Annotated in this window: 23 protein-coding genes; 11 read left to right on the top strand and 12 right to left on the bottom strand. The window is 60.2% G+C overall.

The window, feature by feature from the left end; all coding sequences use genetic code 11:
• Positions 1–345: 345 nt before the first annotated feature.
• The 3 genes from B9Z49_RS12350 to B9Z49_RS12340 are packed head-to-tail and all read right to left on the bottom strand — an operon-like array spanning position 346 to position 3,240.
• Entirely contained in the window at positions 346–1,689 is a 1,344-nt protein-coding gene (locus B9Z49_RS12350; RefSeq protein ID WP_108353737.1) for an NAD(P)H-dependent oxidoreductase, read from the bottom strand.
• The gene (locus B9Z49_RS12345) at positions 1,686–2,558 is read right to left on the bottom strand and encodes a phytanoyl-CoA dioxygenase family protein (protein ID WP_108353736.1); all 873 of its coding nucleotides are present in this window, start codon (positions 2,556–2,558) and stop codon (positions 1,686–1,688) included. Before B9Z49_RS12345 ends, B9Z49_RS12350 begins: the two co-directional genes overlap by 4 nt.
• Positions 2,524–3,240 (bottom strand): GntR family transcriptional regulator, encoded by a 717-nt coding sequence (locus tag B9Z49_RS12340; protein ID WP_108353735.1) that lies wholly within the window; start codon positions 3,238–3,240, stop codon positions 2,524–2,526. The genes B9Z49_RS12345 and B9Z49_RS12340 overlap by 35 nt, the downstream gene beginning before the upstream one ends.
• 132 nt (positions 3,241–3,372) lie before the next feature.
• Between B9Z49_RS12340 and map the strand changes: the two genes are divergently transcribed.
• Positions 3,373–4,188, top strand: a complete 816-nt coding sequence (gene map, locus B9Z49_RS12335) for a type I methionyl aminopeptidase (RefSeq protein ID WP_108353734.1) — start codon at positions 3,373–3,375, stop codon at positions 4,186–4,188.
• A 1-nt stretch (position 4,189) separates the two neighbouring features.
• Positions 4,190–6,847 (top strand): [protein-PII] uridylyltransferase, encoded by a 2,658-nt coding sequence (locus tag B9Z49_RS12330; RefSeq protein WP_108353733.1) that lies wholly within the window; start codon positions 4,190–4,192, stop codon positions 6,845–6,847.
• Positions 6,848–6,884: 37 nt separating this feature from the next.
• Here the strand turns inward: B9Z49_RS12330 and B9Z49_RS12325 are convergent, their stop codons facing one another.
• The 7 genes from B9Z49_RS12325 to B9Z49_RS12295 all read right to left on the bottom strand — a co-directional run bounded on the left by B9Z49_RS12325 (position 6,885) and on the right by B9Z49_RS12295 (position 15,468).
• On the bottom strand, positions 6,885–7,772 hold the full coding sequence (locus tag B9Z49_RS12325) for an alpha/beta fold hydrolase (protein ID WP_108353732.1): 888 nt from the start codon (positions 7,770–7,772) through the stop codon (positions 6,885–6,887).
• Positions 7,773–7,871: 99 nt separating this feature from the next.
• A complete protein-coding gene (locus B9Z49_RS12320; protein WP_108353731.1) occupies positions 7,872–9,053 on the bottom strand; it encodes an MFS transporter in 1,182 nt (393 codons plus the stop codon).
• 3 nt (positions 9,054–9,056) lie between these two features.
• On the bottom strand, positions 9,057–10,154 hold the full coding sequence (gene aroC, locus B9Z49_RS12315; protein ID WP_108353730.1) for a chorismate synthase: 1,098 nt from the start codon (positions 10,152–10,154) through the stop codon (positions 9,057–9,059).
• 71 nt (positions 10,155–10,225) lie between these two features.
• Entirely contained in the window at positions 10,226–11,428 is a 1,203-nt protein-coding gene (locus tag B9Z49_RS12310; protein ID WP_108353729.1) for an HlyD family type I secretion periplasmic adaptor subunit, read from the bottom strand.
• A complete protein-coding gene (locus tag B9Z49_RS12305; protein WP_199225052.1) occupies positions 11,425–13,596 on the bottom strand; it encodes a type I secretion system permease/ATPase in 2,172 nt (723 codons plus the stop codon). Before B9Z49_RS12305 ends, B9Z49_RS12310 begins: the two co-directional genes overlap by 4 nt.
• Positions 13,589–14,836 carry a TolC family protein gene (locus tag B9Z49_RS12300; protein WP_108353727.1) on the bottom strand — a complete coding sequence of 416 codons (1,248 nt, stop codon included), beginning with the start codon at positions 14,834–14,836 and terminating at the stop codon, positions 13,589–13,591. The genes B9Z49_RS12305 and B9Z49_RS12300 overlap by 8 nt, the downstream gene beginning before the upstream one ends.
• Positions 14,837–15,009: 173 nt before the next feature.
• Positions 15,010–15,468 carry a CBS domain-containing protein gene (locus B9Z49_RS12295; RefSeq protein WP_108353726.1) on the bottom strand — a complete coding sequence of 153 codons (459 nt, stop codon included), beginning with the start codon at positions 15,466–15,468 and terminating at the stop codon, positions 15,010–15,012.
• A gap of 112 nt (positions 15,469–15,580) precedes the next feature.
• Between B9Z49_RS12295 and B9Z49_RS12290 the strand changes: the two genes are divergently transcribed.
• The 4 genes from B9Z49_RS12290 to B9Z49_RS12275 are packed head-to-tail and all read left to right on the top strand — an operon-like array spanning position 15,581 to position 19,514.
• Positions 15,581–16,876, top strand: coding sequence for an O-acetylhomoserine aminocarboxypropyltransferase (locus B9Z49_RS12290; RefSeq protein WP_108353725.1), 1,296 nt, complete (start codon positions 15,581–15,583; stop codon positions 16,874–16,876).
• A gap of 5 nt (positions 16,877–16,881) precedes the next feature.
• A complete protein-coding gene (locus B9Z49_RS12285; RefSeq protein ID WP_108353724.1) occupies positions 16,882–17,301 on the top strand; it encodes a GNAT family acetyltransferase in 420 nt (139 codons plus the stop codon).
• Between the two features lie 13 nt (positions 17,302–17,314).
• The gene (locus tag B9Z49_RS12280; protein WP_108353723.1) at positions 17,315–18,133 is read left to right on the top strand and encodes an alpha/beta fold hydrolase; all 819 of its coding nucleotides are present in this window, start codon (positions 17,315–17,317) and stop codon (positions 18,131–18,133) included.
• A 40-nt stretch (positions 18,134–18,173) separates the two neighbouring features.
• Positions 18,174–19,514, top strand: a complete 1,341-nt coding sequence (locus B9Z49_RS12275; RefSeq protein ID WP_108353793.1) for a cytochrome P450 — start codon at positions 18,174–18,176, stop codon at positions 19,512–19,514.
• On the opposite strand, the gene B9Z49_RS12270 is transcribed toward B9Z49_RS12275, so the two are convergent.
• Positions 19,511–20,782 (bottom strand): YihY family inner membrane protein, encoded by a 1,272-nt coding sequence (locus B9Z49_RS12270; protein ID WP_108353722.1) that lies wholly within the window; start codon positions 20,780–20,782, stop codon positions 19,511–19,513. The two genes, B9Z49_RS12275 and B9Z49_RS12270, sit on opposite strands and share 4 nt — an antisense overlap.
• A gap of 21 nt (positions 20,783–20,803) precedes the next feature.
• Here B9Z49_RS12270 and B9Z49_RS12265 point away from each other — a divergent pair, with 21 nt between their 5' ends.
• Together B9Z49_RS12265 and B9Z49_RS12260 are read left to right on the top strand one after the other, a co-directional pair.
• On the top strand, positions 20,804–21,235 hold the full coding sequence (locus tag B9Z49_RS12265; RefSeq protein WP_199225051.1) for a DUF2069 domain-containing protein: 432 nt from the start codon (positions 20,804–20,806) through the stop codon (positions 21,233–21,235).
• Between the two features lie 40 nt (positions 21,236–21,275).
• Positions 21,276–22,718, top strand: a complete 1,443-nt coding sequence (locus B9Z49_RS12260; protein WP_108353721.1) for an FAD-binding oxidoreductase — start codon at positions 21,276–21,278, stop codon at positions 22,716–22,718.
• Positions 22,719–22,736: 18 nt separating this feature from the next.
• Here B9Z49_RS12260 and B9Z49_RS12255 read toward each other — a convergent pair whose 3' ends face one another.
• Positions 22,737–23,489 (bottom strand): peptidylprolyl isomerase, encoded by a 753-nt coding sequence (locus tag B9Z49_RS12255; protein WP_158273490.1) that lies wholly within the window; start codon positions 23,487–23,489, stop codon positions 22,737–22,739.
• Positions 23,490–23,613: 124 nt separating this feature from the next.
• Between B9Z49_RS12255 and B9Z49_RS12250 the strand changes: the two genes are divergently transcribed.
• Genes B9Z49_RS12250 through xth form a run of 3 tightly spaced genes read left to right on the top strand, consistent with a single transcriptional unit; the run spans position 23,614 to position 25,726 of the window.
• Positions 23,614–24,453 (top strand): thymidylate synthase, encoded by an 840-nt coding sequence (locus B9Z49_RS12250; protein ID WP_108353719.1) that lies wholly within the window; start codon positions 23,614–23,616, stop codon positions 24,451–24,453.
• Positions 24,453–24,947, top strand: coding sequence for a dihydrofolate reductase (locus B9Z49_RS12245; RefSeq protein WP_108353718.1), 495 nt, complete (start codon positions 24,453–24,455; stop codon positions 24,945–24,947). Before B9Z49_RS12250 ends, B9Z49_RS12245 begins: the two co-directional genes overlap by 1 nt.
• Positions 24,944–25,726 (top strand): exodeoxyribonuclease III, encoded by a 783-nt coding sequence (xth, locus tag B9Z49_RS12240; RefSeq protein ID WP_108353717.1) that lies wholly within the window; start codon positions 24,944–24,946, stop codon positions 25,724–25,726. The genes B9Z49_RS12245 and xth overlap by 4 nt, the downstream gene beginning before the upstream one ends.
• Positions 25,727–25,754 lie beyond the last annotated feature (28 nt).

The following is a 25,754-nucleotide window of genomic DNA, read 5'->3' as shown; positions in this document are numbered from 1 at the left end:
GGCGGTATTTTAACGGGGGAAACCCTGTTTTCTGGGCTCGATGGACAGATCAAAGACAGTTCAGGATGACTTTGAAAAAGAACGGTCTGTATCACTCGGTCAATCCGGTCCAATCAAGCACTTAACGGTCTTTTAACTTGTAGGTCGATGGCTTCAGTCCCGACTAGGAACTTTGCCAAATCCGGAAATGTCGGACCTGAAGGTGCCGACCTACGGAAACTCATTATTTGTAGGTCGGTGGCTTCAGCCCCGACATGGACTTATGCCATGCCCGGAAATGTCGGACCTGAAGGTGCCGACCTACAGCGGACTGTCTTATTACCACACGAAAGTCCCCATCAAGCCTCACCCCAACACAGAACTCGCCTCCATCTCGCGCCGTATTTTGTAAGCATAGGTGCTGGTGTCCATGGCCACGTCGTCCCAGGTCAGGCTTTGGCCTTTGGCCACAGGGCGCAGCACTTTCACGCCGTGCGCCAATCCCAGTGGCATGCCGCCCATGCGCTTGGAGGTCGCGGCCGGCAGCAGCTTGCCCCAGACGGTGTAGCCGCCCTCGCCGTCCAGCATGTCGCCGGGCTTCAAGTCGCGCTTGGCGGTGGCCACCACGTCGGCGTTCCAGCCGATGGCCACGCCGGTGGGTTCGTTGCGCAGGGCCACACTCGCCACACTCACGCCCACTTCCAGGCCAATCAGGTGCCAGCGCTTGTAGAGCGTGAAGTAACGGCCCGACGGGTCGGTGTGGGCGTTGTACTCTTCAAAGCAGTTCTTGATGTAATCGGTCTCGGCCTCGACCGTGACCCACACGCCCATGCGGATGTCGTAGGGGATTTTGCGGCCATCGGTCTCAAGGCTCGAGATCACCTCGACCATGCCCTTGCGTTCGAGCACACCGCCTTCCGAGATGGGGCGGGTGACATAAGGGATGTCTTCCACGCTGGCAGGTGGGTAGAGCAAACCGTTGCTGGGCACACCCAAGCCGGTGGCATTTGACACCGCCGTGCTTTCAATCGAGGGCTTGGAGCCGTCCAGAAAGCTGTTGAACATTTTGGGGTTGAGGCCCCCTCGCTCGGCCTGCTCAGGCCTCAGGCCGTAATAGCCCCACACGGTCTCGGGCGTGGATTCGCAAAAGTGCGGCAGCCATTTGTGGCCACGGCCTGCGGCCACCACCGGAAAACCACAGGTGCGGGCCCAATCGACCAAATCGCAAATGAGTGCGGGCTGATCGCCAAAGGCCAGTGAATAGACCACGCCAGCGGTCTGAGCCCGGGTGGCGAGCAAGGGGCCGCAAAACGCGTCGGCTTCCACCGTGACGTTGACCACATGCTTTCGGTGTGCAAAGGCTTCCAGGATGTGGTCGACCGCGTGCAGGGGCGATCCGGTGCACTCCACGATCACGTCGATTGCAGGGTGGCGCACCAGGCTTTGCCAGTTGTCGCCCACATGGGTGGTGCCGTGTTTGACGGCGTCGTCTAGACTTGTGGCCGTGAGGCGCTCGGGGTTCCAGCCCACGCGGGCCAGGTTGGCTCGGGCACCGTCGGGAGACAGGTCGGCAATACCCACCAAGTGCACGCCGGGCGTTCGGGGAATCTGCGCCAAATACATGGAGCCGAATTTGCCCGCACCGATCAAGCCGATGCGGATGGGGCGGTTTTCTGCAGCGCGCTGGAGGAGTTTGGCGTGCAGGTTCATGCGGCTTCTTTCAGTTTGTCGAGGGAGGTTTGCAAAGCGCTGTCGGGCATGCCGTTTTTCCAAGGCAGATCGACCGGGTAGCTGTTCACTAAGCAATCGTCAGGCAGGCAGCTGATGGGGGTGAAATCGCGGTGGGCGATGTATTCGGGGCGCTTGTGGCGGCGGATGTGGTTGGACACGGCGCACAGACTCAGGTACACGCTCACCCGGTTCCAGGGCGAAAGGTTGCTGGTGGAGGCGTGCACCAGGCAGCTGTGGAACAAGATCATCGAGCCTGCTGGCCCGGTGGGGCTGACGATGCCGCCGTCCTTGTCCCCAGCGCGTTGCACCAATTGGCGGATCAGGTCGTTGTCCACCGTCCACAGCGGGTAGCTGGTGGTGGACAAATCGTGTTTGGCCTCGACCACGCCCTTTTTGTGGCTGCCGGGGATGAACATGAGCGGGCCGTTGAAGGGGTTCACATCGTCCAAGAAAATCGCCACGTTCATGGCGCGTTCGGTGGGCATCAGGTCGTCGTTGAGCCAAGTGCCGTAGTCTTGGTGCCACTGCCACACATCGCCTTCAAAGGCCATCTTGCCGTTGATCTTGAACTGGTGCATGTAAAGCGCTTCGCCAAACAGGTCTTGCACCGGCTCGATCATGCGGGGGTGGCGTGCCAGCTTGGCAAAGGGCTCGCTGTACATGTGGGCTGCAAAGTTGGTGCGCACGGCTTCGCTGCCTTTTTCGCGGACGTTGTAGGCCTCGCGGCGGCTGTACAACTCGGGCACGGCATCGTTCAGATTTTTGGTTTCTTCGGGGGTGAAGAGCCCTGGGAAAAACAAATAACCGTCACGGTCAAATTGTTCCAGTTGTTCGGGGGTCAGTTTCATGGAGTGCTCCTGTTTTGAGGTGTTGAATTTGTTCAGTCAATCGGGCGGTGAGCTGCACGCTGGCCTCGTGGGCGTGTTTTTGCACCAGGCGCACGGCCAAATCGGCATCACCCGCGTCAATGGCCTGCGCAATGGCTTCGTGGTCGTCCCACACAGTTTGTCGTTGTTGCGAAGATTGCAGCACGGCGCCCATGACGCGCTTGAGGTGGTGCCAATGCAGGTCAATGCTTTGCGCGATGAGTGGGTTGCCAGAGGCTTGGTAAATGGCGCGGTGAAAGGCCAGGTCGGCCTGGATCAGGGCTTGCACGTCGCGCCCGCTTTCGGCCAGGCGCCCCTGGCGCAGCACGTCCGGATCCAGCCGGGCACCGCGTTCGGCCGCCAGCCGCACGGCCAGCGCATCCAGGCTGCCACGCACTTGGTAGACCTGGGCAATCCAACCGACATCGAGCTGCGTGACACGCACGCCTCGGCCTGGGGCATCCTCGACAAAACCGTCTTTTTTCAGCAAACGCAGGGCCTGCAATACCGGCTGGCGAGACACAGCCAGGCGCTGGGCCAGGTCTTCCTGCGTCAGACGCTCACCTGGCGGCAAGGTTCCTTCGCTGATGGCGTCAAGCAAACGGCTGTACACCTGTTCAACCAGGTCCGGTGCCGCAGTGAGTTGGAGGAGCGAAAAGTTCATGTCTGTATACAGAATACAAATAGGCCGACAAATCCAGAATCGGTGTTTACCCGAGGGTCACTGGACGAGCAGCGACCATGGTTTTGAAGTGCCACAAAGGCGTCCACACTGACCCAATGGGATAATCTAATCATGACCATCACCATCAAAAATACCGACGACATCGCAGCCATGCGCGTGGCAGGCCGCCTGGCCTCGGAAGTTCTGGACTTCATCACTCCTTATGTGAAGCCCGGCGTGACCACCAACGAACTCGACAAGCTCTGCCACGACTACATCGTCGATGTGCAGCAAGCCATTCCAGCCCCGCTGAACTACGCGCCTGGAGGCTACAAGCCCTACCCCAAGTCGATCTGCACCTCGGTCAACCACCAGGTTTGTCACGGCATCCCGAACGACAAGCCACTCAAAAAAGGCGACTCGGTCAACATCGACATCACCGTCATCAAGGATGGCTGGCATGGCGACACCAGCCGCATGTTCCATGTCGGCGAAGCCTCAATTGCGGCCAAGCGCCTGGCCACGCTGACCTACGACGCCATGTGGAAAGGCATTGAGCAGGTCAAACCTGGCGCCCACCTGGGCGACATCGGTCACGCGATCCAGAAGTTTGCCGAAGGCCACGGCTTTTCGGTGGTGCGCGAGTTTTGCGGACATGGCATCGGCCAGGTGTTCCACGAAGAACCCCAGGTGCTGCACTACGGCAAACCCGGCACGCTCACGCAATTGGTGGCGGGCATGGTCTTCACCATCGAGCCCATGATCAACGCCGGAAAGCGCGACATCAAGGAAATGGGCGATGGCTGGACCATCGTGACCAAAGACCATTCGCTGTCGGCCCAATGGGAGCACACGGTGCTGGTCACCGAAACCGGCTACGAAGTGCTCACCGTCTCGGTTGGCACACCCGCCGTGCCCGCTTTTGTGACCTCCCCAGCCGCGGCCTGACATGAGCGGCCAGGCCCCTTCGCCAGATTTGGCCGATACGGCCGATCTGATCGCGCTGCGCGAGACTTACAAACGCGACAAGGCGGCTGTGCTGCAAGTCCTGGCCAATAGCGGCTCGGCCTTGCGGGGTCACAAGCAAACCCTCAAACAACTGGCCATTTTGGCAGATGGCTTGCTGATCGAGTTGTGGCAAAACGCAGGCTTTGCCACTGACCTGGCCCTGGTGGCGGTGGGCGGTTTTGGCCGCGCCGAGCTGTTCCCGCACTCAGACGTGGATGTGCTGGTCTTGCTGCCTCCGGGCCAAACCCCGGAGAGCGATCCAACGCTGCAGGCGCAACTCGAGCGCTTTATCGGCAGCTGCTGGGACACGGGCCTTGAAATTGGCTCCAGCGTTCGCAGCCTGGACGAGTGCTTGGCAGAATCGGCCAAGGACATCACGGTGCAAACCTCTTTGCTGGAGTCACGCCGAGTGACGGGCAACACCAAACTGTTCACCGAATTCCAAAAGCAATTTCAGGCGGCCATGGACCCGGAGGCTTTTATGGTGGCCAAGACCCTGGAAATGCACCAGCGCCACACCAAATTTGAAAACACGCCTTACGCACTGGAGCCCAACTGCAAAGAGTCGCCCGGAGGCTTGCGCGACCTGCAGATGATTTTGTGGGTGTCCCGCGCCGCAGGCCTGGGCCACAGCTGGGACGAGTTGGCGCGCAAAGGCCTGGCCACACCGCTGGAGGCGCGTCAAATCAAGCGCAACGAAGCCCTGCTGGGCCTGATCCGCGCCCGCTTGCACCTGCAAGCCAAACGGCGTGAAGACCGCCTGGTGTTTGACCTTCAAACCAATGTGGCCGAGACCTTTGGCTATGCCTCGGACATCACGCCCGAGGGTCGGCTGGCCTTGCGCGCCAGCGAGAAACTGATGCGCCAATACTATTGGGCCGCTAAAGCGGTGACGCAACTCAACCAAATCTTGCTGCTCAACATCGAAGACCGACTCAAAACCGAGCGCGGAGAGAGCATTGACCACTTTCGCCCCTTGAACGAGCGCTTTTTTGAAAAAGCTGGGCTGATCGAAGTGGCCAGCGACGACCTTTATCAAAAGCACCCACACGCCATCCTCGAGACCTTTTTGCTTTACCAGGCCACGCCCGGCCTCAAAGGCCTGTCGGCCCGCACGCTGCGCGCGCTGTACAACGTGCGCGCCATCATGAACGGGCGCTTTCGGGCCGATCCGGTGAACCGCCAGACTTTTCTGAAAATTCTGCAACAGCCCCACGGCATCACCCATGCCATGCGTCTGATGAACGAGACCTCGGTGCTCGGGCGCTACCTGTGGGTGTTTCGGCGCATCGTGGGGCAAATGCAGCACGACCTGTTTCATGCCTACACGGTGGACCAGCACATCCTGATGGTGCTGCGCAATGTGCGGCGCTTTTTCATGGCCGAGCACTCGCACGAATACCCCTTTTGCTCGCAATTGGCCAGCGGCTGGGACAAGCCCTGGATTTTGTACGCCGCTGCCTTGTTCCACGACATCGCCAAAGGCCGTGGTGGCGACCACTCGCAACTGGGTTGTACCGAGGTGCGCACCTTTTGCCGTCAGCACCAGGTTGGCAAGGAGGGCGGGCAGCTGATCGAATTCCTTGTCAGTGAACACCTGACCATGAGCCGCGTGGCGCAAAAAGAAGACCTGGGCAACCCCGAAGTCATCGCACGGTTTGCCCAGCGCGTGGGCAACGAGCGCCGATTGACAGCCCTTTACCTGCTCACCGTGGCCGATATCCGGGGCACCAGCCCCAAGGTCTGGAACGCTTGGAAAGCCAAACTGCTGGAAGACCTGTACAAATTGTGCTTGCGCGTGCTGGGTGGCCGCGCCCCCGATGCCACTGCCGAGGTGGAAGCGCGCAAACGCGAGGCCCTGATCGAGCTGGCACGCCAGGCCCAGCCTCACGAAGGGCACAAGGCGTTTTGGGATACTCTCGACTTGAGCTACTTCATGCGCCACGATGCCTCCGACATCGCCTGGCATGCGCGCCAGCTCTCGCGCCATGTGGCCATGAACGCGCCAGAACAGTCACGCACCATCGTGCGCGCCAGGCACTCCCCGGTCGGCGAAGGTTTGCAGGTGCTGGTGTTCACACCCGACCAAACGGATTTGTTCGCCCGCATCTGCGGTCACTTTGACCAAGCGGGCTTCAGCATTCTGGACGCCAAAATCCACACCACACGCACCGGCTGGGCGCTGGACACCTTCCAGATCGTCACGCCCATGCTGCCCGAGCACTACCGCGAGCTGATGAGCATGGTCGAGTCGGGTCTGACACAGACCCTGGAAAAGCACGGCCCCCTGCCCTCGCCGTCTCGCGGCCGGGTATCGCGCCGCGTCAAGAGTTTCCCAGTCACGCCTCGGGTGACGTTGCACCCGGACGAGCAAGGCCAAAAATGGCTGCTCAGCATCTCGGCCAGCGACCGCATCGGTTTACTCTACAGCGTCGCCCGCGTACTGGCCCAGCATGGCATCCACCTGCACTTGGCCAAGATCAGCACCCTGGGCGAGCGGGTAGAAGACACCTTCCTCATCAGCGGCCCGGCCTTGCAGCACAACCGTGCGCAAATCGAGATCGAAACCGAGTTGCTGCATGCTTTGCAGCCCACCTGACGCCCGCTTTTTTTTGACGACTCCACCCTCTCCTTATTTAAGTCTTGGGCTCAGCGCTGAGGGCGTCTTGCAAAGCCGCATTGAAAAGCGCCGCTGCCTCATATTGCACCCAATGACCAGCACCCGGCACGACTTGCCAGCACCCCCAGCGACTGGCCATCAGCGGCAAGGCTGCAGCCAGCTCTGACAAGCGACCCCGGTACAGCGCGTCATGTTCGCCAAAAATGGCGCTGACCCGTGCGGGCACCTGCGGCAAAACCCGCGCCACGAAGTCGGTCGAAGACAAGCGCCGGCGGGGCATGCGGTCGCGCTGTACATTGGCGCTGTGCAGACTCAGCGCCAGGTCGTCCAACGCTTCGGGGGCCTGCAGCATCAGGGCCAAAAGGTTGTGGCGGTGAACCGACTCTTGCGCCTCGGGGCTTTGCAGGTGTCGCCAACCCTTCAAAGGCGTGCGATCGGGTGCCGCCAGGCCCATGCCTGGTGCTCCCACCAGCACCAATTGCGCCGCATCCTGAGGGTGCTCGGCCAACCACAAGGCTCCGGCCATGCCCCCGAATGAAAAACCCGCGACGCTCACCGGCCCAGCGCAAAAACCCGCGTCTTTCAATTGGTGCAGACCTGCATGCAAATGCTCAGGCAAGTCGTTCACATCGGTGCAGCCCGCAGGCAGGTCCGAGTCGCCAAAGCCCGGCAAGTCGGGCACCAACACGCGCCAACCCGCATCGCGCAGCGGCGCAATGGAAAGCACCCAATGCGTCCAGCTGCCGCTGCCGCCATGCAGCAAAACCAGCGTTGGCTGAGCGACAGAACCCCAAGCGTGCCAGACCATTCGGGCCGATTGGCAAGAAGTCTCGTGGCGCTCGGCCCCAGCCAAAGCCAAGGCCAGTTCGAGGGGCAAAAAATCAGGCAAGTCGACGGCAGACATGGGTTGGGATGGCATCAATAACTGAACGAAGGTGTTGAAGAAAGGACTGAGCGCACGCAAAACCGGGTATCAAAAACGGTGGCAGACAGCCCAGCCGCTTCAGCCGGGCCCTTTGGGCTTGGGGTGCTGCAAACGCCAGACCTTGTAAGCTGCCGCGGTGGCCACAGCGCTGGTCACCATGCTGGCCACAAACACACTTTGCAAACCCCAACGCTCACTGAGCAAACCGCCCAGTAAAGCCCCAATCACCCCCGGAAAACCATAGGCCACCACGGTGTACAGCGCCTGACCACGTCCGCGCATGCGGCCTGGAAAATGGTGCGAAATCAGGGCAATGCAGACGGTGTGGTGCGTTGCAAAAGTGATGGCATGCAGGGTTTGCGCCAACAACAAGACCCACAGCACATCGGCCCAGTTGGCCGTCAGGCCCATGCGCAGCAGCATGACAGCCGAGCAGGCCACCAGCCAGCCGGTCAAGGGCACGCGCGGCAGCCACCTGGACTGATTGAAAAACCACAACACTTCTACCGCCACCGACAGCGCCCACAGCACCCCAATCATTGTTTTGCTGTAGCCCAATGAGTCCAGGTAAAGGGAGAAGAAAACGTAAATGCCGATGTGCGAGAGCACATGGAAGAAAGTGGAAGCAAAAAACCACTTCACCGCCTTTTGCCTCAGCACCGGTATGACCGACACGTGCTCGCGCACCGGGTGGGCGGCCTCCTTGATGTCGGGCATCCACCACACGCTCAGCAGCACCGCGCCCAGGCTGAACACGGTCCAACCAGGAAAGTGCTTCATACCGAAAGATTCGAACCAGGCCCCGGCCACAAATACCGTGACCAAAAAACCCATGGAACCCCACAACCGCACCCGGCCGTAGCGCTTGGAATCAAACGTGCCGTTTTGACTGACCAGGTGAGCCATCGCCGCCTCGCTCATGGGCATCATGGCACTGGTGTGGGTGAACATCAGCAGCAAAACCAGACCCAAGCCGACGGGCCCCCAATCCCAAAAGAGCAGGCAGGACGTGGCAAACGCCACCCCCGCCCCGATCCGCAGCAGCTTGACCCGCTCGCCCGTGCGATCGCTGATGGCCCCCCATGCGTAGGGTGCAAACAAACGGGTTGTGGCCTGCACGGCCGTGAGCACGCTGATGGTGAGCAGGCTCAGGCCCATGTCCTGCAACCACAGCGGCAAATAGGGGTTAAAAAACCCAATGTGCGCAAAGTAGCTGGCCGACAGGGCGGCAAAAGGCATGAGCTGATTGCGCGGCGTCATGCCTTAAGGCTTGGCGGCAGCAATGGGCGGCAAGTCGTGTGCCACATCGCCGCATTGTGCGCGGTGCTGCAAGGCGTGTTCCATGACGACCAAGGCCAGCATGGCCTCTGCAATCGGGGTGGCACGGATCCCTACGCAGGGGTCATGGCGGCCTTTGGTCAGGACTTCTGTGGGCTGGCCCGCAGCGTCGATCGAGTCGCGAGCAATCAAGATAGAGCTGGTGGGTTTCACAGCAATCGACACCTCAATGTCTTGGCCGGTGCTGATGCCGCCCAGCACACCGCCTGCGTTGTTGCCCACAAAGCCCTCGGGCGTGAGCGTGTCCCCTGCAGTGCTGCCTTTTTGCGTCACACAGCCAAAGCCCGCGCCGATCTCCACCCCCTTGACGGCGTTGATGCCCATCATGGCGTAAGCGATGTCGGCGTCGATCTTGTCAAACAGCGGCTGGCCCAAGCCCACGGGCACGCCCCGTGCCACCACGCGCAATCGTGCACCGCACGAATCGCCCGATTTGCGCAGCGCGTTCATGTAAACCTCCAAGGTCGAGACATCGGCCACCGGGGCAAAAAATGGGTTGTTCAGCACATGGTCCCAACTCTCAAAGCCAATCGGCACCTCACCGATTTGGGTCATGCAGCCGACAAAGGTGGTGCCAAATTTTTCTTTCAACCACTTCTTGGCCACCGCGCCCGCGGCCACCATGGGGGCCGTCAAGCGAGCCGATGAACGCCCACCGCCTCGAGGGTCGCGCAAGCCATATTTGCGCCAATAGGTGTAGTCGGCATGCCCCGGACGAAAGGTCTGCAGGATGTCGCCGTAGTCCTTGCTGCGCTGGTCGGTGTTTTTGATCAGCAGGCAGATCGGGGTGCCCGTGGTCAGGCCCTGGTAAACGCCCGACAAGATCTGCACCGCATCGGGCTCGTTGCGTTGGGTCACGAATTTGCTGGTGCCGGGGCGGCGGCGGTCCAGGTCGGGCTGGATGTCTGCCTCGGAAAGCGTCATGCCCGGGGGGCAGCCATCGATCACGCAGCCAATGGCCGGGCCGTGGGATTCACCAAAGTTGGTGACCGAAAAAAGTTGTCCGAAGGTATTGCCGCTCATGGATGATTATTATCCCAGAGCCGGCCCACGCCTTGAGTGGGCCAGTGTCAAGAAGCCGCTTTGGCTGCAACTTAACGCTCGCCCAGCGACTGGTTCAAGGTTTTGACAACCGGTTTGGCCAAATAATTGAGCACGGTATTGGAACCTGTTTTGATCTCCACCATGCTGGTCATGCCCGGCTGGATATCCAGTTTTTGATCGGGCCTGCCGCTGAACTTGCGCCCATCGGTCTTGATCTGCACCCGGTAATAGGGTTGCTCGCCTTGCTGGAGGTTTTCCGACAAGGTGTCGGGGCTGATGTAGGACAAGATGCCACCTAAGTCCCCATAGATGGTGTAGTCGTAGGCGTCGATCTTGACCGTGGCCTTCATGCCCGTTTTGATGAACGCGATGTCAGCCGAACTGACTTTGGCCTCGATCACCAGGTCCTCTTCTAATGGCACGATTTGCATGACCTCTTCGCCCGGACGGATGACGCCGCCCCGCGTGGTCACCCGCACGTTTTTCACAATGCCGTGCAAAGGCGCACGCAACTCGGTTTGCATCAACTGGTCTTTGCGCTGGGCCATGATTTGCTGCACGCCCGCCAGATCTTCAAGGGCTTTGCTCAGCTCTGCCTGGGTGTCCTGAAAATACTTGTTTTTACGGTTGGTGATTTGCGCCTGGGTGTCGGCAATTTGCCGCTCCAAACGCAAGACCTCGGTCGCACTCACATCGCCCGTCTTGAGCAGGGGCCGCGTCATGTTCAGCTCTTTTTGCACAATGTCTTTGATGTTTTCATAAGACTGCAGCTCGTCCTGGATGGCCAACTGGCGCTTTTTGACCAACATGCTCTGCGTGTCGCGGAACTCAGGATAAGCCTTGGCCTCGGGCGGGAAATTCGGCTCACGCCCCAGCACCTCGGCATGCAGCCGCGCTACCGTGATGGCCAAGCCAGCCGACTTGGCCCTGGTTTCCAGGTAACTGGACTGTTGGCGAGTGCCGTCGATCTTGACCAGCACCTGATCGCGTTGCACCACATCGCCTTCCCGGACCATCAGCTCTTCGATCACGCCGCCGTCCTGGGATTGGATGATTTGTGAACGAGCGCTTGAAATCACCGATCCAGGAGCACGGGTGATTTGGTCAATTTTGGCAAAGTAAGCCCACGAAAAAAAAACCACGCAGGTCAACAGCAGCGACCATAAGGCCCAACGCGAGCCGCGCAATACGCCGCTGAGGTCTTCGCGTTGGTGGTCGGAATCGGAGGGTCCTAAAAACCAGAAAATCTTCATGCCACAGTTCCTTGGGTGCTGGTGAAAGCAGGACGGCTGCTGGCCTGCTGACTCAAACGGTTGAGCACCTCATCGCGCGGGCCATCCAGCACCACCCGGCCTTTGTCCACCACCAAAATGCGGCTCACGTAGGACAAGACCGAGGGCTTGTGGGTGACCACCACGATGGCCGAATCGGTGGGCATGTGATCAAACAGGTGTTGCATCACGCGGTTTTCAAGTTTGGCATCCATGGAGGCGGTGGGCTCATCGAGCAGCAAAATTTTGGGCGAGGCCAGCAACATACGGGTCAGGCCCACCAACTGGCGCTGACCGCCCGACAAACCGCGCCCGCCTTCGGCGATTTCCAGCTCCAGGCCCATTGGGTGGTTCTGGATCACTTGATCGAGGCCCGTCATGGCGGCGGCCTTGAAAATCTGGCTGTCACTGGGCAAGGGCAAACCCAGGGTCAGGTTGTGCCGCAGAGTGCCGTTGAACAGGCGCACGTCTTGGGGTAAATAGCCCACATGTTCGCGCACGAATTCAGGGGCCAGATGGACCATGTCCACCTGGTCCAGATAAACCTGTCCCGAGGTGGGCTTGAACAAGCCCGACAACAACTTGACCAAGGTGGTTTTACCCGAGCCCACCGAGCCCAAAATGGCGACCCGGTCGCCGGGCGCGATCTGCAGCTGGGCCACGTCCAGACCCGGCAGGTCCTTGGTATATGAAAACGTGGCCTTGTTCATTTTGATCTCGCCCCGGCACAGCTCGGGGACCAACAGGCGTTCGCTCTGCTCGCGCTCACTGGGCATGGCCATGATGCCGTTCAGCGATTTGAGCGCGATTTTGGCGTGTTGCCACTGCACGATCAAGCCAGGCAGTTGCGCCACGGGCGTCAATGCCCTGCCCGAGATGATCGAGCAAGCAATCAAGCCGCCCATGGTCAGGTGCCCCGAATTGATGGCATAGGCGCCTGCGGCAATCATGCCTGCGTAGCTCAATTGCTGAATGGTTTGCGTCAGGTTGCTCGACAAGGTGGAGAACTGGCGCATTTTCAGCTCGCTGTCGGCCATGGTCGCGGTCATGCTGCGCCAGCGGTCCAGCATCTTCCACTCGGCGTTGGCGGCCTTGACCGATTCGATCCCGTCGATGGCCTCGATCAGCAAGCCATTCTTTTCATTCGATTCCTTCATGTGCAAGCCGGTGTATTTTTCGATCGAGCCGCGAAACGCCATTCCCGCCAACACCGCCAGGGGCACAGCCACCATGGGCACCAGCGCCACCTGGCCGGCGATGATGGCGATGACCCCCACAAACAAGATGGCAAAAGGCAAGTCGGCCATGATGAAAAGGCTCGAAGAGGTCAAGAAATTGCGCACCGATTCGAAATGCCGGATTTGAGATGCGAAGGTGCCCACCGTGTTGGGCCGCGCGTCCATGCGGATGTCCAGCGCTTTGCCGAAAAACACCGCCGACAACTCCTGGTCAATCGCTTTGCAGGCGCGGTCAACCATGAAGGCCCGCACCTGTTTGAGCACCAACTCCATGAGGATGGCAATGACCACGCCAATGGTCAGTACCCACAAGGTGGAATAGCCCTTGGTCGGAATCACCCGGTCGTAGACCTGCATCGAGTACAAAGCCGCCACCAGCCCCACCAAACTGATCACGCAGGTGGCCACAACGGCCTCAAAAAACACCGCGCGGTAGCGCCGAATCGAGGTGACAAACCAGTCGGTCGCGCTCAGGGCACGGTGACCGGATTCCCCCGGGCGGGCGGGCATGATGCTCAGCTTCAACAAGCGGCCTTGCCGCGCATCGGCCATGGGCAAGACACAGGGATGTCCTTCAGGGTCCTCGCAAGTCAGGCGGTGACGACCGGATCCTCCGCGCACCAACAAAACCTGCTCGCCTTCAGAGCCCACCCAAAGCAGCGGGAAATCGGACGACTTGAGGTTTTTGGGGTCTACCGCATGGATGTGCGCCGTGGGAAAGCGGCCCAACCACCACGCTTTGACCCGCTCCTCTCGGCTGAGGTGGTCGACCATGAGGCCGTCGGTGGTGCGCGACATCATGCCAAAACGGTGCGAAGGCACGGCCTGGCCCAAAAGTCCTGCCAAACGCGACAAGACCACCGCCAAGTTGCGGTCCAGCATCATGCTGGATGCACTGTCTTGTTCAGTCATGGAGCTGGCCGAGCGCTGGGGCGCTCATGGGCCCGGTCAGCAGCATCAGGCGCAGTTGCAGCGACTGGGTGCTGGAGGCCACATCGACCGCACTGTAATGGGCTTGAGCGCTCTCGCGAAGGGCGTTGAGCACATCCAGCCAGTTTTTCTTGCCAATCTGGTATTGGCGTAAATAAGAGGCCACCACATCTTCTGTGGCCGCAACCAGCAAGCGGGCCGGTTCGACCTGTTGGGCCAAGGCGTCGAGGTCGGCCAAGGCTGTGCGCACCTGCTGCTCGAGCTGGCGCTCAAACACCACGGTGTTTTGCAGGCTGTTTTCCAGACGCGAACGCGCTGCGGCTGCCGCGCTGCGGGCTGACAGACCTGGGCCTGGCGAAAACTGCAGGGACAAATAGGTGCGGTTGGGCAGCGCTGGATTGTCTTGGCCACCTAAATTCTGTCGATGGGCCAAGGCAACCGTCGGATACAAGCCTGCTTGGGCCATGTCGATTTGTGCTTGTGCAACCTCTTGCTGGGTGCGCCAGCGCAGCAACTCGGACGAGTGGGTTTTACTCGCCTCAATGGCCACGCCAACGTCCTGCTGAGGCAGGGCCAAGCGGGTGGGTGCTTTCAAAGCCGTGTAGGGCTCGCCCACCAATTGCTGCAATGCCAACTGCGCCGTTTGTCTGGAACGGTCAAACTGGATGCGTTCGGAAACGGCTTGCTGAAAACGCGCAGAAGCCAGCACCTGATCGGTCAATGGGCTGATCTCGGCCGCTACGCGGCGTTGGATCAACTCCAGCAGCTTGCGGTGTTCGTCCTCGGTTTTACGGGCCACGTCCAAACGTTGATGCCAGCGCAGCACTTCAAAAAACTGCTGTCCTGTTTGTTGCATCAGGCTGTTGCGTGTTTCCTGCAGGCCCGCCTCAACAAGCTTGAGTTGGGCCAGTGCCAAACGGTTTTGGGCGTCAATTTTTCCGCCCGCCCAAAGCGGCTGCTGGACCAGCAAGGCCGCTTGAGGGCGACCACCCGAAGCGGTGGCTTCGGTGCTCACGGTGGGAAAGCGCGACCACTTGGCGGTCTCCAGATCGGCCTGCGCCGCTTGCACCTCGGCCTGCTTGGCTTTCACGCTCGGGTGGTGGGTTGCCGACAGGCTCAGGGCATCGGCCAGTTTTAACTCAGTGGCCACAGAAACACCGGGCCAGCCGCCCAGCAGGGCCGTGAACACCAAGCAGGCATGCCAAACTTTACGTTGGATCATTTGAGTAAAAACACCTCTCAGTGTTTTAATATTTTAGTACTCAAATATTATTGCATGTTATTACCCAGTAAATTCTAAAAAATACCTGTGTTCATGCCCACAACAGACAAAAAACCGGAGTCTCCTCAGGGATAACCATCACCCCATGCTGAAGAAGACGGGTTGCTGGCGGATCAGGTGGGGGCCGTATTGCTTTCCTGGTCGGGCCAGTCGCGGATGTAGGCCTTGAGCATCTTGTTCTCAAAGTCCTGGCTGTCCACCACGGCTTTGGCCACATCGTAAAAGCTGATCACGCCCATCAAGGTGGACCCATCCATGATGGGCATGTAGCGGGCGTGGCGCTCCAGCATGATGCGGCGTACCTCGTCCAGATCGGTGTCACTGCTGCAAGTCATCGGCTGGGCGTCCATCGCTTCAAGCACCGTGGTCTGGCCCACTTGACCGCCATTTTTGACCACTTGCTGGATCACCTCGCGAAACGTCAGCATGCCCACAAGTTGTCCATGGGACATGACCACCAAAGAGCCGATGTCTTTTTCGGCCATGGCGTTGAGAGCGGAGGCCAACAATTCATCAGGCTTGACCGTGAACAAGGTGCTGCCCTTGACGCGCAAAATATCATTGACTTTCATGGCATCTCTCCTGCGGTTTGTTTGTAAAAGACGAAGATTTAATATAGCCCACAATGTATGGCGTGCACAGCGATTCGCACACGCTGGCCTTTTCTTTTTTCGGAGACAACCCATGGCTGGTTACAGTGATCCCGGTTTTGACACTTTGGCCCTGCATGCGGGTGCCGCTCCCGACCCCAGCACGGGCGCTAGGGCAGTGCCCATCCACCTGACCACTTCTTTCGTTTTTGAATCCAGCGACCAGGCCGCGGCGCTGTTCAATCTGGAGCGCCCGGGCCACGTCTACAGCCGCATCAGCAACCCCACCAACGCGGTGCTGGAGCAGCGCATCTCAGCCCTTGAAGGAGGCATCGGGGCCATCACCACATCCAGCGGTCAAGCGGCCTTGCACCTGGCCATTGCCACCCTCATGGGCGCGGGCTCCCACATCGTGGCCTCCAGCGCTTTGTACGGCGGCTCACATAACCTGCTGCACTACACCCTGAGCCGCTTTGGCATCCGTACCACCTTTGTCAAACCCGGCGATCTGGACGCCTGGCGGGCCGCTGTGCAGCCCGACACCAAACTCTTTTTTGGCGAAACCGTGGGCAACCCCGGCATGGACGTGCTGGACATCGAGACGGTGAGCGCCATTGCGCACGAAGCGGGTGTGCCGCTGCTGGTTGACTCCACCCTCACCTCGCCCTGGCTCATCAAGCCCTTTGACCACGGGGCCGATCTGGTCTACCACTCGGCCACCAAGTTTTTGTCGGGCCACGGCACGGTGGTGGGCGGTGTGGTGGTTGATGGAGGGAGTTTTGACTGGGACAAATCGGGCAAATTTACCGAACTGAGCCAAGCCTATGAAGGCTTTCACAACATGGTCTTCAGCGAAGAAAGCACCGTGGGCGCCTTTTTGCTGCGTGCCCGGCGCGAGGGCCTGCGCGACTTTGGGGCTTGCATGAGCCCGCACACCGCCTGGCTGATCTTGCAAGGCATCGAAACCCTGCCCCTGCGCATGGCGCGCCACATGGAGAACACCGCCAAGGTGGTCGAGTTTCTGGCGGCGCACCCGCTGGTCAGCCGCGTGGGCCATCCCATGCTCGAGAGTCACCCCTCGCATGCACTGGCGCAAAAGCTCTTGCCTCGCGGTGCGGGCTCGGTGTTCAGCTTCGACATCAGGGGTTCACGCGCCCAAGGCCAAAAGTTCATCGAAACCCTGAAGATCTTCAGCCACCTGGCCAATGTGGGCGACTGCCGCAGCCTGGTGATCCACCCGGCTAGCACCACGCACTTCCGCATGACGGACGAAGCACTGGCCGCAGGCGGCATCGGCCCCGGCACCATCCGCTTGTCGATTGGCCTGGAAGATCCGGCCGACCTGATTGACGACCTGAAAAAAGCCCTGAAAGCCGCAGAAAAGGCCTGATCCCCATGCAGATCCGCGCCTACCAAACTTCTGATGAAGCCGCCGTGGTGGCTTTGTGGCAAAGCTGTGATCTGACCCGTCCCTGGAACGATCCCTACAAGGACATCGCCCGCAAGTTGCAAGTGCGCCCAGACCTGTTTTTGGTAGGTGAAGTGCAAGGCCGCTTGATGGCCAGCGCCATGTTCGGCTACGAAGGCCATCGCGGCTGGGTGAACTACCTGGCCATCTCGCCGGACCACCAAAGACAAGGCCACGCCAAGGCCATGATGCAGCACGGCGAAGCCCTGTTACTGGCTTCCGGCTGCCCCAAAATCAATTTGCAAGTGCGTGCCAGCAACGCCCAAGTGCTGGCTTTTTACGAATCGCTGGGTTATCGCGACGACCAGGTCGTCAGCATGGGCAAACGCCTGATCCCGGACCTTTGAACACCCCAACACCATGCACATCCAACTGCCCACACACCCGCTTTACGCCTACACCGGCGGCAAGCCCTTCAACCCCGAGCAGCCTACCGCCGTGTTCATCCACGGCGTGCTCAACGACCACAGCGTCTGGATTTTGCAAACCCGCTACATGGCGCACCACGGCTGGAACGTGCTGGCCATTGACATGCCCGGGCACTGCAAAAGTGCAGGTACGCCGCCGCAAACCGCGGAAGAAGCCGCCGACATCGTCATCGCGCTGCTGGATACGCTGAAGATTGAAAAGGCTGCGCTGATCGGCCACAGCTTTGGTTCGCTCATCGCCCTGGAAGCGGCGGCTCGCGACGCGCAAGCCCACCCCGGGCGCGTGAGCCACCTGGTGATGGTGGGCACGGCCTACCCGATGCGCGTCTCACCCGCCCTGCTCGATTTGTCGGTCAGCGCCCCCTTCAAGGCCATAGACATGGTCAACAGTTTTTCGCATTCCACGTTGGCCCCACCGCCTTCGGCCTTGGGCCCCGGCACCTGGCTTTATGGCGGCAGCAAGGCGCTGATGCGCCGTGTGTTGGCCAGCAACACACAGGTCAACGTGTTCCACACCGGCTTCAAGGCCTGTGATGATTACCGAGGCGCAGAAGCGGCCATGCCGCAAGTGGCCTGCCCCGTCCTGTTTGTGCTGGGCAGCGCCGACCAGATGACGCCGCCCAAGGCAGCGCAAAGCCTGATTGACCTTTGCGCCAAACCCCAAGTGGTCAAGCTCTCCGCAGGCCATTCGCTCATGACCGAAGCACCAGAAGGCGTGTTGCTGGCGCTCAAGGATTTTTTAAAACCGTGAGCATGAAGGCCATTCGCGCACAGGGGTGCGCTCCTACAAGATGAACACATCAACTACCCACATCACCCCACCCTTGTCGGCAGACAGGACCCGCGAGTTGGCCCAAAGCCTGGACCTGCGGGCCTTGCCGCGCGACTTTTTGGACAACCCTTACCCGGTTTATGCAGCGTTGCGCGAAGCCGAGCCTTTCAAGCGCATGCCCGATGGCTCGTATTTCCTCACACGTCATTCCGATCTGGTGGCGGTGTACCGCGACGCCAAGGTCTTCAGCTCTGACAAGCAAGTCGAATTCGGCCCCAAATACAACCACGCGCCCTTCAACCAGCCGCCCTACGCCACATGCAGTGGCGTCTCCCCGCTGTTTGAGCACCACACCAGCAGCCTGGTCTTCAACGACCCGCCGCTGCACACCCGGGTGCGCCGCCTGATCATGGGCGCGTTGACCCGCCGGGCCATTGAAGCCATGGAGCCTGGCCTGGTGCTGCTGGTGGACAGCCTACTGGACAAGATCGAGGCGAAGGGCGGCGGCGACCTGATCGAGGACTTTGCCTCGGCCATTCCGGTCGAGATCATCGGCAACCTGCTGGGCGTGCCGCATGCCGAGCGCGAACCGCTTCGCGGCTGGTCGCTGGCCATATTGGGGGCGCTGGAGCCCGCCCTGAGCCCTGAACAAGAAGCGCTGGGCAACCGCAGCGTGAGCGAGTTTCTGGCCTACCTGCGCAAATTGGTGGCAGATCGCCGATTGCATCCGAGTGACCCGGAGCACGATGTGCTGACACGCTTGATTCAGGGTGAAAAAGACAACGGAAATGATGGCGACGCCCTGAGCGAAGTCGAGCTGCTGCAAAACTGCGTGTTCCTGCTCAATGCCGGGCACGAAACCACCACCAACCTGATCGGCAACGCGCTCATCAGCCTGCAGGAATGGCCCGAGCAGCGCGAACAGCTCAAGGCCGACCTGAAACAAGCGGCCAGTGACGAAGAACGGGAACAAATCATGGGCCTGGCCGTGGACGAGTTTTTACGCTTTGAATCGTCCAACCAACTGAGCAACCGCCGCGCCTTGCAGGCCACCCAGGTCAACGGCTTTGATCTGCCTGCGGGGGCTCTGATTACGCTGTGCATTGGTGCGGCCAACCGCGACCCGGCCGTTTACGCCAACCCCGAACAGTTGGACCTGCGCCGAAGCGGCAACAAGCACCTGGCCTTTGGCTTTGGGGTGCACCAGTGCGCAGGCCTGAGCCTGGCGCGTTTAGAAGGCCGCGTGGCGATCGGCCGTTTTTTACAGCGCTTCCCCGATGTCCAGCTCACCCAAGCTCCCCAGCGCGGCGGCCGGGCCCGATTTCGCGGCTTTTTGCATGCCCCTTTTTCGACCCGTTAAACACCAGAGGACGGTCCTTCAAGCTGCGCTGCAGGCAGCAAGGATGCCAGCCAAACCTGGTCCAAGCCGGTTTGTACCCACAGCGGGTCGGCTGCCGAAGCCCGCAGCACCAGCAAGCGGTCGGCGAGGGGGGCCGCACGGGCCTGGGCCGGGTCGATCAGCAAAACCTGCCGGGCTTGGGCCTGGTCGTTTTGCTCAGTCAGACGGCCGACCCAATCGAGCGCATGCAAGACGGCCAGAACTTGCTGCAACTCGCTCAGTTCCACCCGCAAGCGGGCGGCCAAAGCCCCGGCACTCCAGCCTCGCCGCTCAGTCAACTTGGCAGCGTTCAACTCGGCCAGCACCTCCAGGGCCAGCCTGAAGGACCATCCCGCGCCTTCGGGTTTGCGCCACTGCTCGCGGCCCAGTTCCGGCAAGCTCGACGCCAGCACCGCCCCCAACAAAACCAGTAGCCAGGTCACATAAATCCAGACCAGCAAAATCGGCAGCGCCGCAAAGGCCCCGTAGACCAGTGAATAGGTGGGCACTTCCAGCAAATAAAAAGCCATGCCTTTTTTGGCTAGCTCCAGCGAAGCGGCCACCAAAAAACCGGCGGTGATGGCATGCCGCCAACGCACCCGGGTGTAGGGCACATAAAAGTACAGCCCACTCACGCAAGCGATGAGCAGCAAAAACTCAAAACTGTCGAGCAACCAGCGGATCGATCCGGGCAGCACATTCACCACATCGCGCGACGCCGTGACCACATACGAGGTGATGGCCAGGCTGCTGCCCAAAAGCAGTGGCCCCAAGGTGATGGCTGCCCAGTAGAGCAACACCCTTTGGGGCAAAGGGCGCTGACGCTGTACGCGCCAGATCTGCCCAAGCGTGCGCTCGATGGTCACCATCAGGAACAGCGCAGACAAAAGCACTGCCGCCAAACCCGCTGTGCCCAGGCGACTGGCCTTGCGCGAAAACTGGGTCAAATAACTCAGCACCTGCCGGGCAATGCTCTCGGGCACCAGGCTTTCGACCAGCCAGCGTTGCAGCATGTCCTGGAACTTGCCGAACACCGGAAAGGCAGAGAAAACCGCCAAACCCAGGGCAAACAAGGGCACCAAGGCCAACACGGTGGTGAAGGTCAGCGAACTTGCACTGAGCCCCAAACGCGCGTCGCGAAAGCGTTCGGCCAATACGCCGCCCATCTGCCGCCAGGGAAACACCGACAGCTCTTGCCACCACAAACGGGTGTGTTCGCGCAGGCCGGATTTGGTCAAGGTTGTTTGCATGCCCGGTATGATGCCATCGCAATGAATCCGAACCCCGAAACTTCCCCCCTCCCCCCCCAAGAAACAGCCCCAGCGGGCCTGGACCTGACGCGTTGGCTGGCCGTGGGCAGCTTGCTGGGCCTGATCGTGCTGGGCCTGGCCTGGGAAATCTGGCTGGCCCCACTGCGCGAAGGGGGCAGCTGGTGGGCCATCAAAGTGCTGCCTTTGTGCATCCCTGTGGCCGGTTTGCTGAAAAACCGCATGTACACCTACCGCTGGGTCAGCCTGTTGGTGTGGCTTTATTTCACCGAAGGCGTAGTGCGTGCCTGGGGTGATGCCTGGCCGTCCTCTTGCCTTGCCGCGCTGCAAACCTTGCTGTGCAGCACCTTATTTGTAGCGTGCGCGCTGCATGTGCGCATCCGCTTCAAGGCCGCGAAAGCCAAAGGTAACTTTGTGCCTGTGCCCCGAGACTGAGCGGTGACCGCCACAGCCTTTCTACTCTCTTTTGACTGCCATGAACGATCTGACCCCATCCCAATCCGGCTTGATAGCGCAACTGCGCGCCATCTGTGGCCATGCCAACGTGCTCACACACGCCGACCCCGGCGCTGACCTGAGCCCATGGGAGCAAGACTGGCGCAAACGCGTCAAGGGTCGGGCGCTCGCCGTAGTGCGACCCGGTCACACTCAAGAAGTGGCCGCCGTGGTCAAAGCCTGCGCAGCGGCCAATACGCCCATCGTGCCGCAAGGGGGCAACACCGGGCTGGTGGTGGGCGGTGTGCCCAACGGCTCGGGCACCCAGATCGTGCTGAGCATGACCCGCATGAACGCGGTGCGCGCCATCGACCCAGCCAACCTGACCATCACCGTAGAAGCCGGTTGTGTGCTGCAAAACCTGCAGGCTGCCGCTGAAACCGCTGGTTTTTTGTTCCCCCTGAGCCTGGGCGCCGAAGGCAGCTGCACCATTGGCGGCAACCTGGGCACCAACGCGGGCGGCACGCAAGTCGTGCGCTACGGCAACACCCGCGAGCTGTGCCTGGGTCTGGAAGTGGTCACTGCACAAGGTGAGGTCTGGCATGGCCTGACCGGCCTGCGCAAGGACAACACCGGCTACGACTTGCGCAACCTGATGATCGGCAGCGAAGGCACGCTGGGCATCATCACTGCCGCGACCATGAAGCTTTACCCCCAACCCGCCGCGCAACTGACTGCCTGGGCCGCCGTGCCCAGCATGGAAGCGGCTGTGCAGCTGCTGGGTCTTGCGCATCAGCGCCTCGGGCCAGGTCTCACGGGCTTTGAGGTCATGGGCCAGTTCGCGTTAGGCTTGGTTGACAAACACTACCCCCAACTGCGCGTGCCCTTGTGGCAAGAAACGCCTTGGTGCGTGTTGCTGGAAAACTCCGACAGCGAAAGCCAAAGCCACGCCCGGGGACAGTTTGAAGCCCTGCTCGAAGCCGCGCTTGAAGCAGGTTGCGTGACCGATGCCGTGGTCGCAGAAAACCTGACGCAAGCCAAAGGGCTGTGGCACATCCGCGAAAGCATCACCCTGGCCCAGGTGCAAGAGGGCCAAAACATCAAGCACGACATCAGCATCCCGGTGTCAAGCATCCCGACCTTTGTGGCCGAAACAGACGCCCTGCTTGAGCGCGAGGTGCCCGGCGTGCGCTTGGTTGACTTTGGGCACTTGGGTGACGGCAACCTTCACTACAACGTCCAAGCGCCCGAGGGGGCGGATGGCCACGGTTTTGTGCGTACCTTCGAGGACAAGATCAACACCTTGGTGTTCAATCAGGTCAAACGCTTTGGTGGCTCAATCAGCGCTGAACATGGCGTGGGCGAACAAAAAGTGAACAAGCTGCCGCTTTACAAAGACCCCACGGCCCTTGCCATGATGCGTTCCGTGAAAAAAGCACTGGACCCCCACAACCTGCTCAATCCAGGGCGAGTGCTGGGCTGAAGCGCCCAGCTTGAGGAATCACTTCACCACGGCCTCGTCGGTCAGTTTTTTGAGAAAAGCAGCCCTGCGGTTTTGCACCACGGCGGCTTGCACAAGGTTTTTGCTTTCGTCAAAACCGGGCACCTGGTAAGAGCGCTTGGCGGTCAGTTTGACCACATGCCAGTAAGGGCCGACCTGGATCGGGGCGGCCGACACAGCGCCTGGTGCCAGATTGACCACCACATTCGAAATCGCGGGCGCAATCTGGTCGGGCAAGAACCAACCCAGCTCACCACCTTTGTCTTTACTCGGGTCCATCGACCGGGTCTTGGCCAAGGCGTCAAACGCCTGACCGTCACGCACCGCCGTCATCACAGAACGTGCATCGGCCTCTGACGACAAAACGATGGTTGATATCTGGAACTGCTGCAAATCACCCGCCGCCTTCAAGGCCTTGACCTGGCGCTCGTACTCGGCCTTGAGCTCGGCTTCAGCAATCGGGTTTTTGGTGAACTCGTCATTCAGGAGCAACTCAATCAGTAGGTTTTGGCGCATTGCAGTCAAGGCGTCTTGCGTGGCGGGCAACTTGTCGAGGCCGCGTTTTTGCGCCTCTTGGGCCATCAACTCGCGCGCCACCAGCTCTTGCTTGACCGCAGCACGCAACTCGGGCGTATCTCTTTGGCCCTGGGCCACATTGGCCTGGACGTTGCGGTCCATCAAGCGTGCCGCAATAGACACGCCATTGACCACGGCTACGGGGGCGTCGGCTGCCTGTATGGCAAAAGACGTCAAAAAACCGCAGGTCAAACATAAGCATTCAAAAAAACCAAGACGAAAAAAAGTCATTTTGGACCCTCAAATTCAATGCAATCAACACACGAGCATAGCGTTAATTCGTGCCTTAAACTCAACCATCATGAACATCCCTACCCGCCCTGTCCGCAGCCAATACGAAGACTTCATGCGCCACGTTTACTCAACAGGTGTGCAAAAAGGCGATCGCACCGGCACCGGTACGCGCAGCGTGTTTGGCCACCAGATGCGGTTTGATTTGAACGAAGGCTTTCCGCTGGTCACCACCAAAAAGGTTTTTTTACGGGCCATCATCGTGGAGTTGCTGTGGTTTTTGCGCGGCGACAGCAATGTGAAATGGCTGCAAGAACGCGGCTGCACCATCTGGGACGAATGGGCGCGCGAAGATGGCTCGCTCGGCCCGGTTTACGGCGTTCAATGGCGCAGCTGGCCCACACCCGGTGGCGGCCACATTGACCAGATTCAGCAAGTCATGGAAACGCTGAAAAACAACCCCAATTCGCGCCGCATCATCGTTAGCGCTTGGAATGTGGCCGAACTGGACCAAATGGCGCTCATGCCTTGCCACGCGTTTTTCCAGTTCTATGTCGCCCCAGCACAAAAACCTGGTGACAAGCCCAAACTCAGCTGCCAGCTTTACCAGCGCAGCGCCGACATCTTTTTGGGCGTGCCCTTCAACATCGCCAGCTATGCGCTGCTCACGCACATGGTGGCGCAGCAGTGCGACATGGATGTGGGTGACTTCATCTGGACGGGTGGGGATTGCCACATTTATAGCAATCACCACGAGCAGGTGGAACTGCAATTGAGTCGTGCGCCCATGGCCTACCCAACCCTGAACATCAAGCGCAAGCCTTCTTCGATCCTGGATTACGAATTCGAGGATTTCGAAGTGGTGGGTTACGAATGCCACCCGGCCATCAAGGCACCTGTCGCGGTCTGATGAAGCTGCACCTCATTTATGCCCGATCCCGCAACGGCGTGATCGGCAAAGACAACGAAATGCCCTGGCACCTGCCCGAGGACTTGGCGCACTTCAAGCGCGTCACGCTCGGTCAGCCGGTCATCATGGGCCGCAAGACCTGGGACTCTCTGCCTGCGCGTTTTCGGCCGCTGCCAGGGCGATTGAACATCGTCATCACACGCCAAACCGACTGGCATGTCGAAGGCGCAAAGCATGCCAACTCGATCGAAGACGCCATGCGCCTCTGCGGCGATGTAACCGAAGCCTGGATCATGGGCGGCGCCGAGATTTACCGTCAAGCTGAGCCCCTGGCCAGCACGGCCGTGGTGACCGAGATCGATGCAGACTTTGAAGGCGACGCCTTCGCGCCCGAACTGGGCGCCCAGTGGCAAGAGGTTCAACGGGAACAGCACACCACGACAAGTGGCTTGGGCTTTGCCTTCGTCACCTACCAACACACCATCAAGCCATGAAAATTGCCACCTGGAATGTGAACTCCTTGTCCGTGCGTCTGCCGCAAGTGCTGGACTGGCTGGCCGCCAACCCCACCGAGGTGCTGGCCTTGCAAGAACTCAAGCTCACGGACGACAAATTTCCTGTGGCAGCTTTCACCGAGGCGGGTTACCAAGCCCAGTGGTTTGGCCAAAAAACCTACAACGGCGTGGCGCTGATCTCCAAAGCCGAAGGCTCGGAGGTCGTCAAAAACATCCCCGGTTTTGAAGACGACATGTCCCGCGTGATCGCCGCCACTTACGCCGATGGGGCGGGTGGCACGGTGCGTGTAATCGGTGCTTATTTTCCGAATGGCCAAGCACCGGACAGCGACAAGTTTGTCTACAAAATGCGCTGGCTAGATGCCCTGCGCGACTGGGTGCAAAGCGAGATGCAAAAGCACCCGAATTTGGTGATCACGGGCGACTTCAATATCACCTTTGACGAACTCGACATGTGGGACCCGGTGGGCCTGAAAGACACCATCCACTGCACCGTGGCTGAGCGTGAAAAGCTGCAAGCCCTGACCGATTTGGGCCTGGCCGACAGCTTCCGTTTGTTTGAGCAGCCCGAAAAAAGCTACAGCTGGTGGGATTACCGCGAGTTCGGGTTCCGCCGCAATCGGGGCTTGCGCATCGACCACATTTTGATTTCACAAGCCCTCAAAGCACGCGCCAGCGCCTGCGTGATCGATCGCGCTCCACGCAAAAACGAGCGTCCTAGCGACCACACGCCTGTGGTGCTGACGCTCTCCGAGTGAGCTGCTGACCATCAGGATCAGCGCACCC

The sequence above is a fragment of the Limnohabitans sp. 2KL-51 genome (genome assembly GCF_003063645.1).
Taxonomy (GTDB): Bacteria; Pseudomonadota; Gammaproteobacteria; order Burkholderiales; family Burkholderiaceae_C; genus Limnohabitans_A.
Note: the sequence above shows the minus strand (reverse complement) of the source record. Positions and strands in the feature narration are given on the sequence as shown.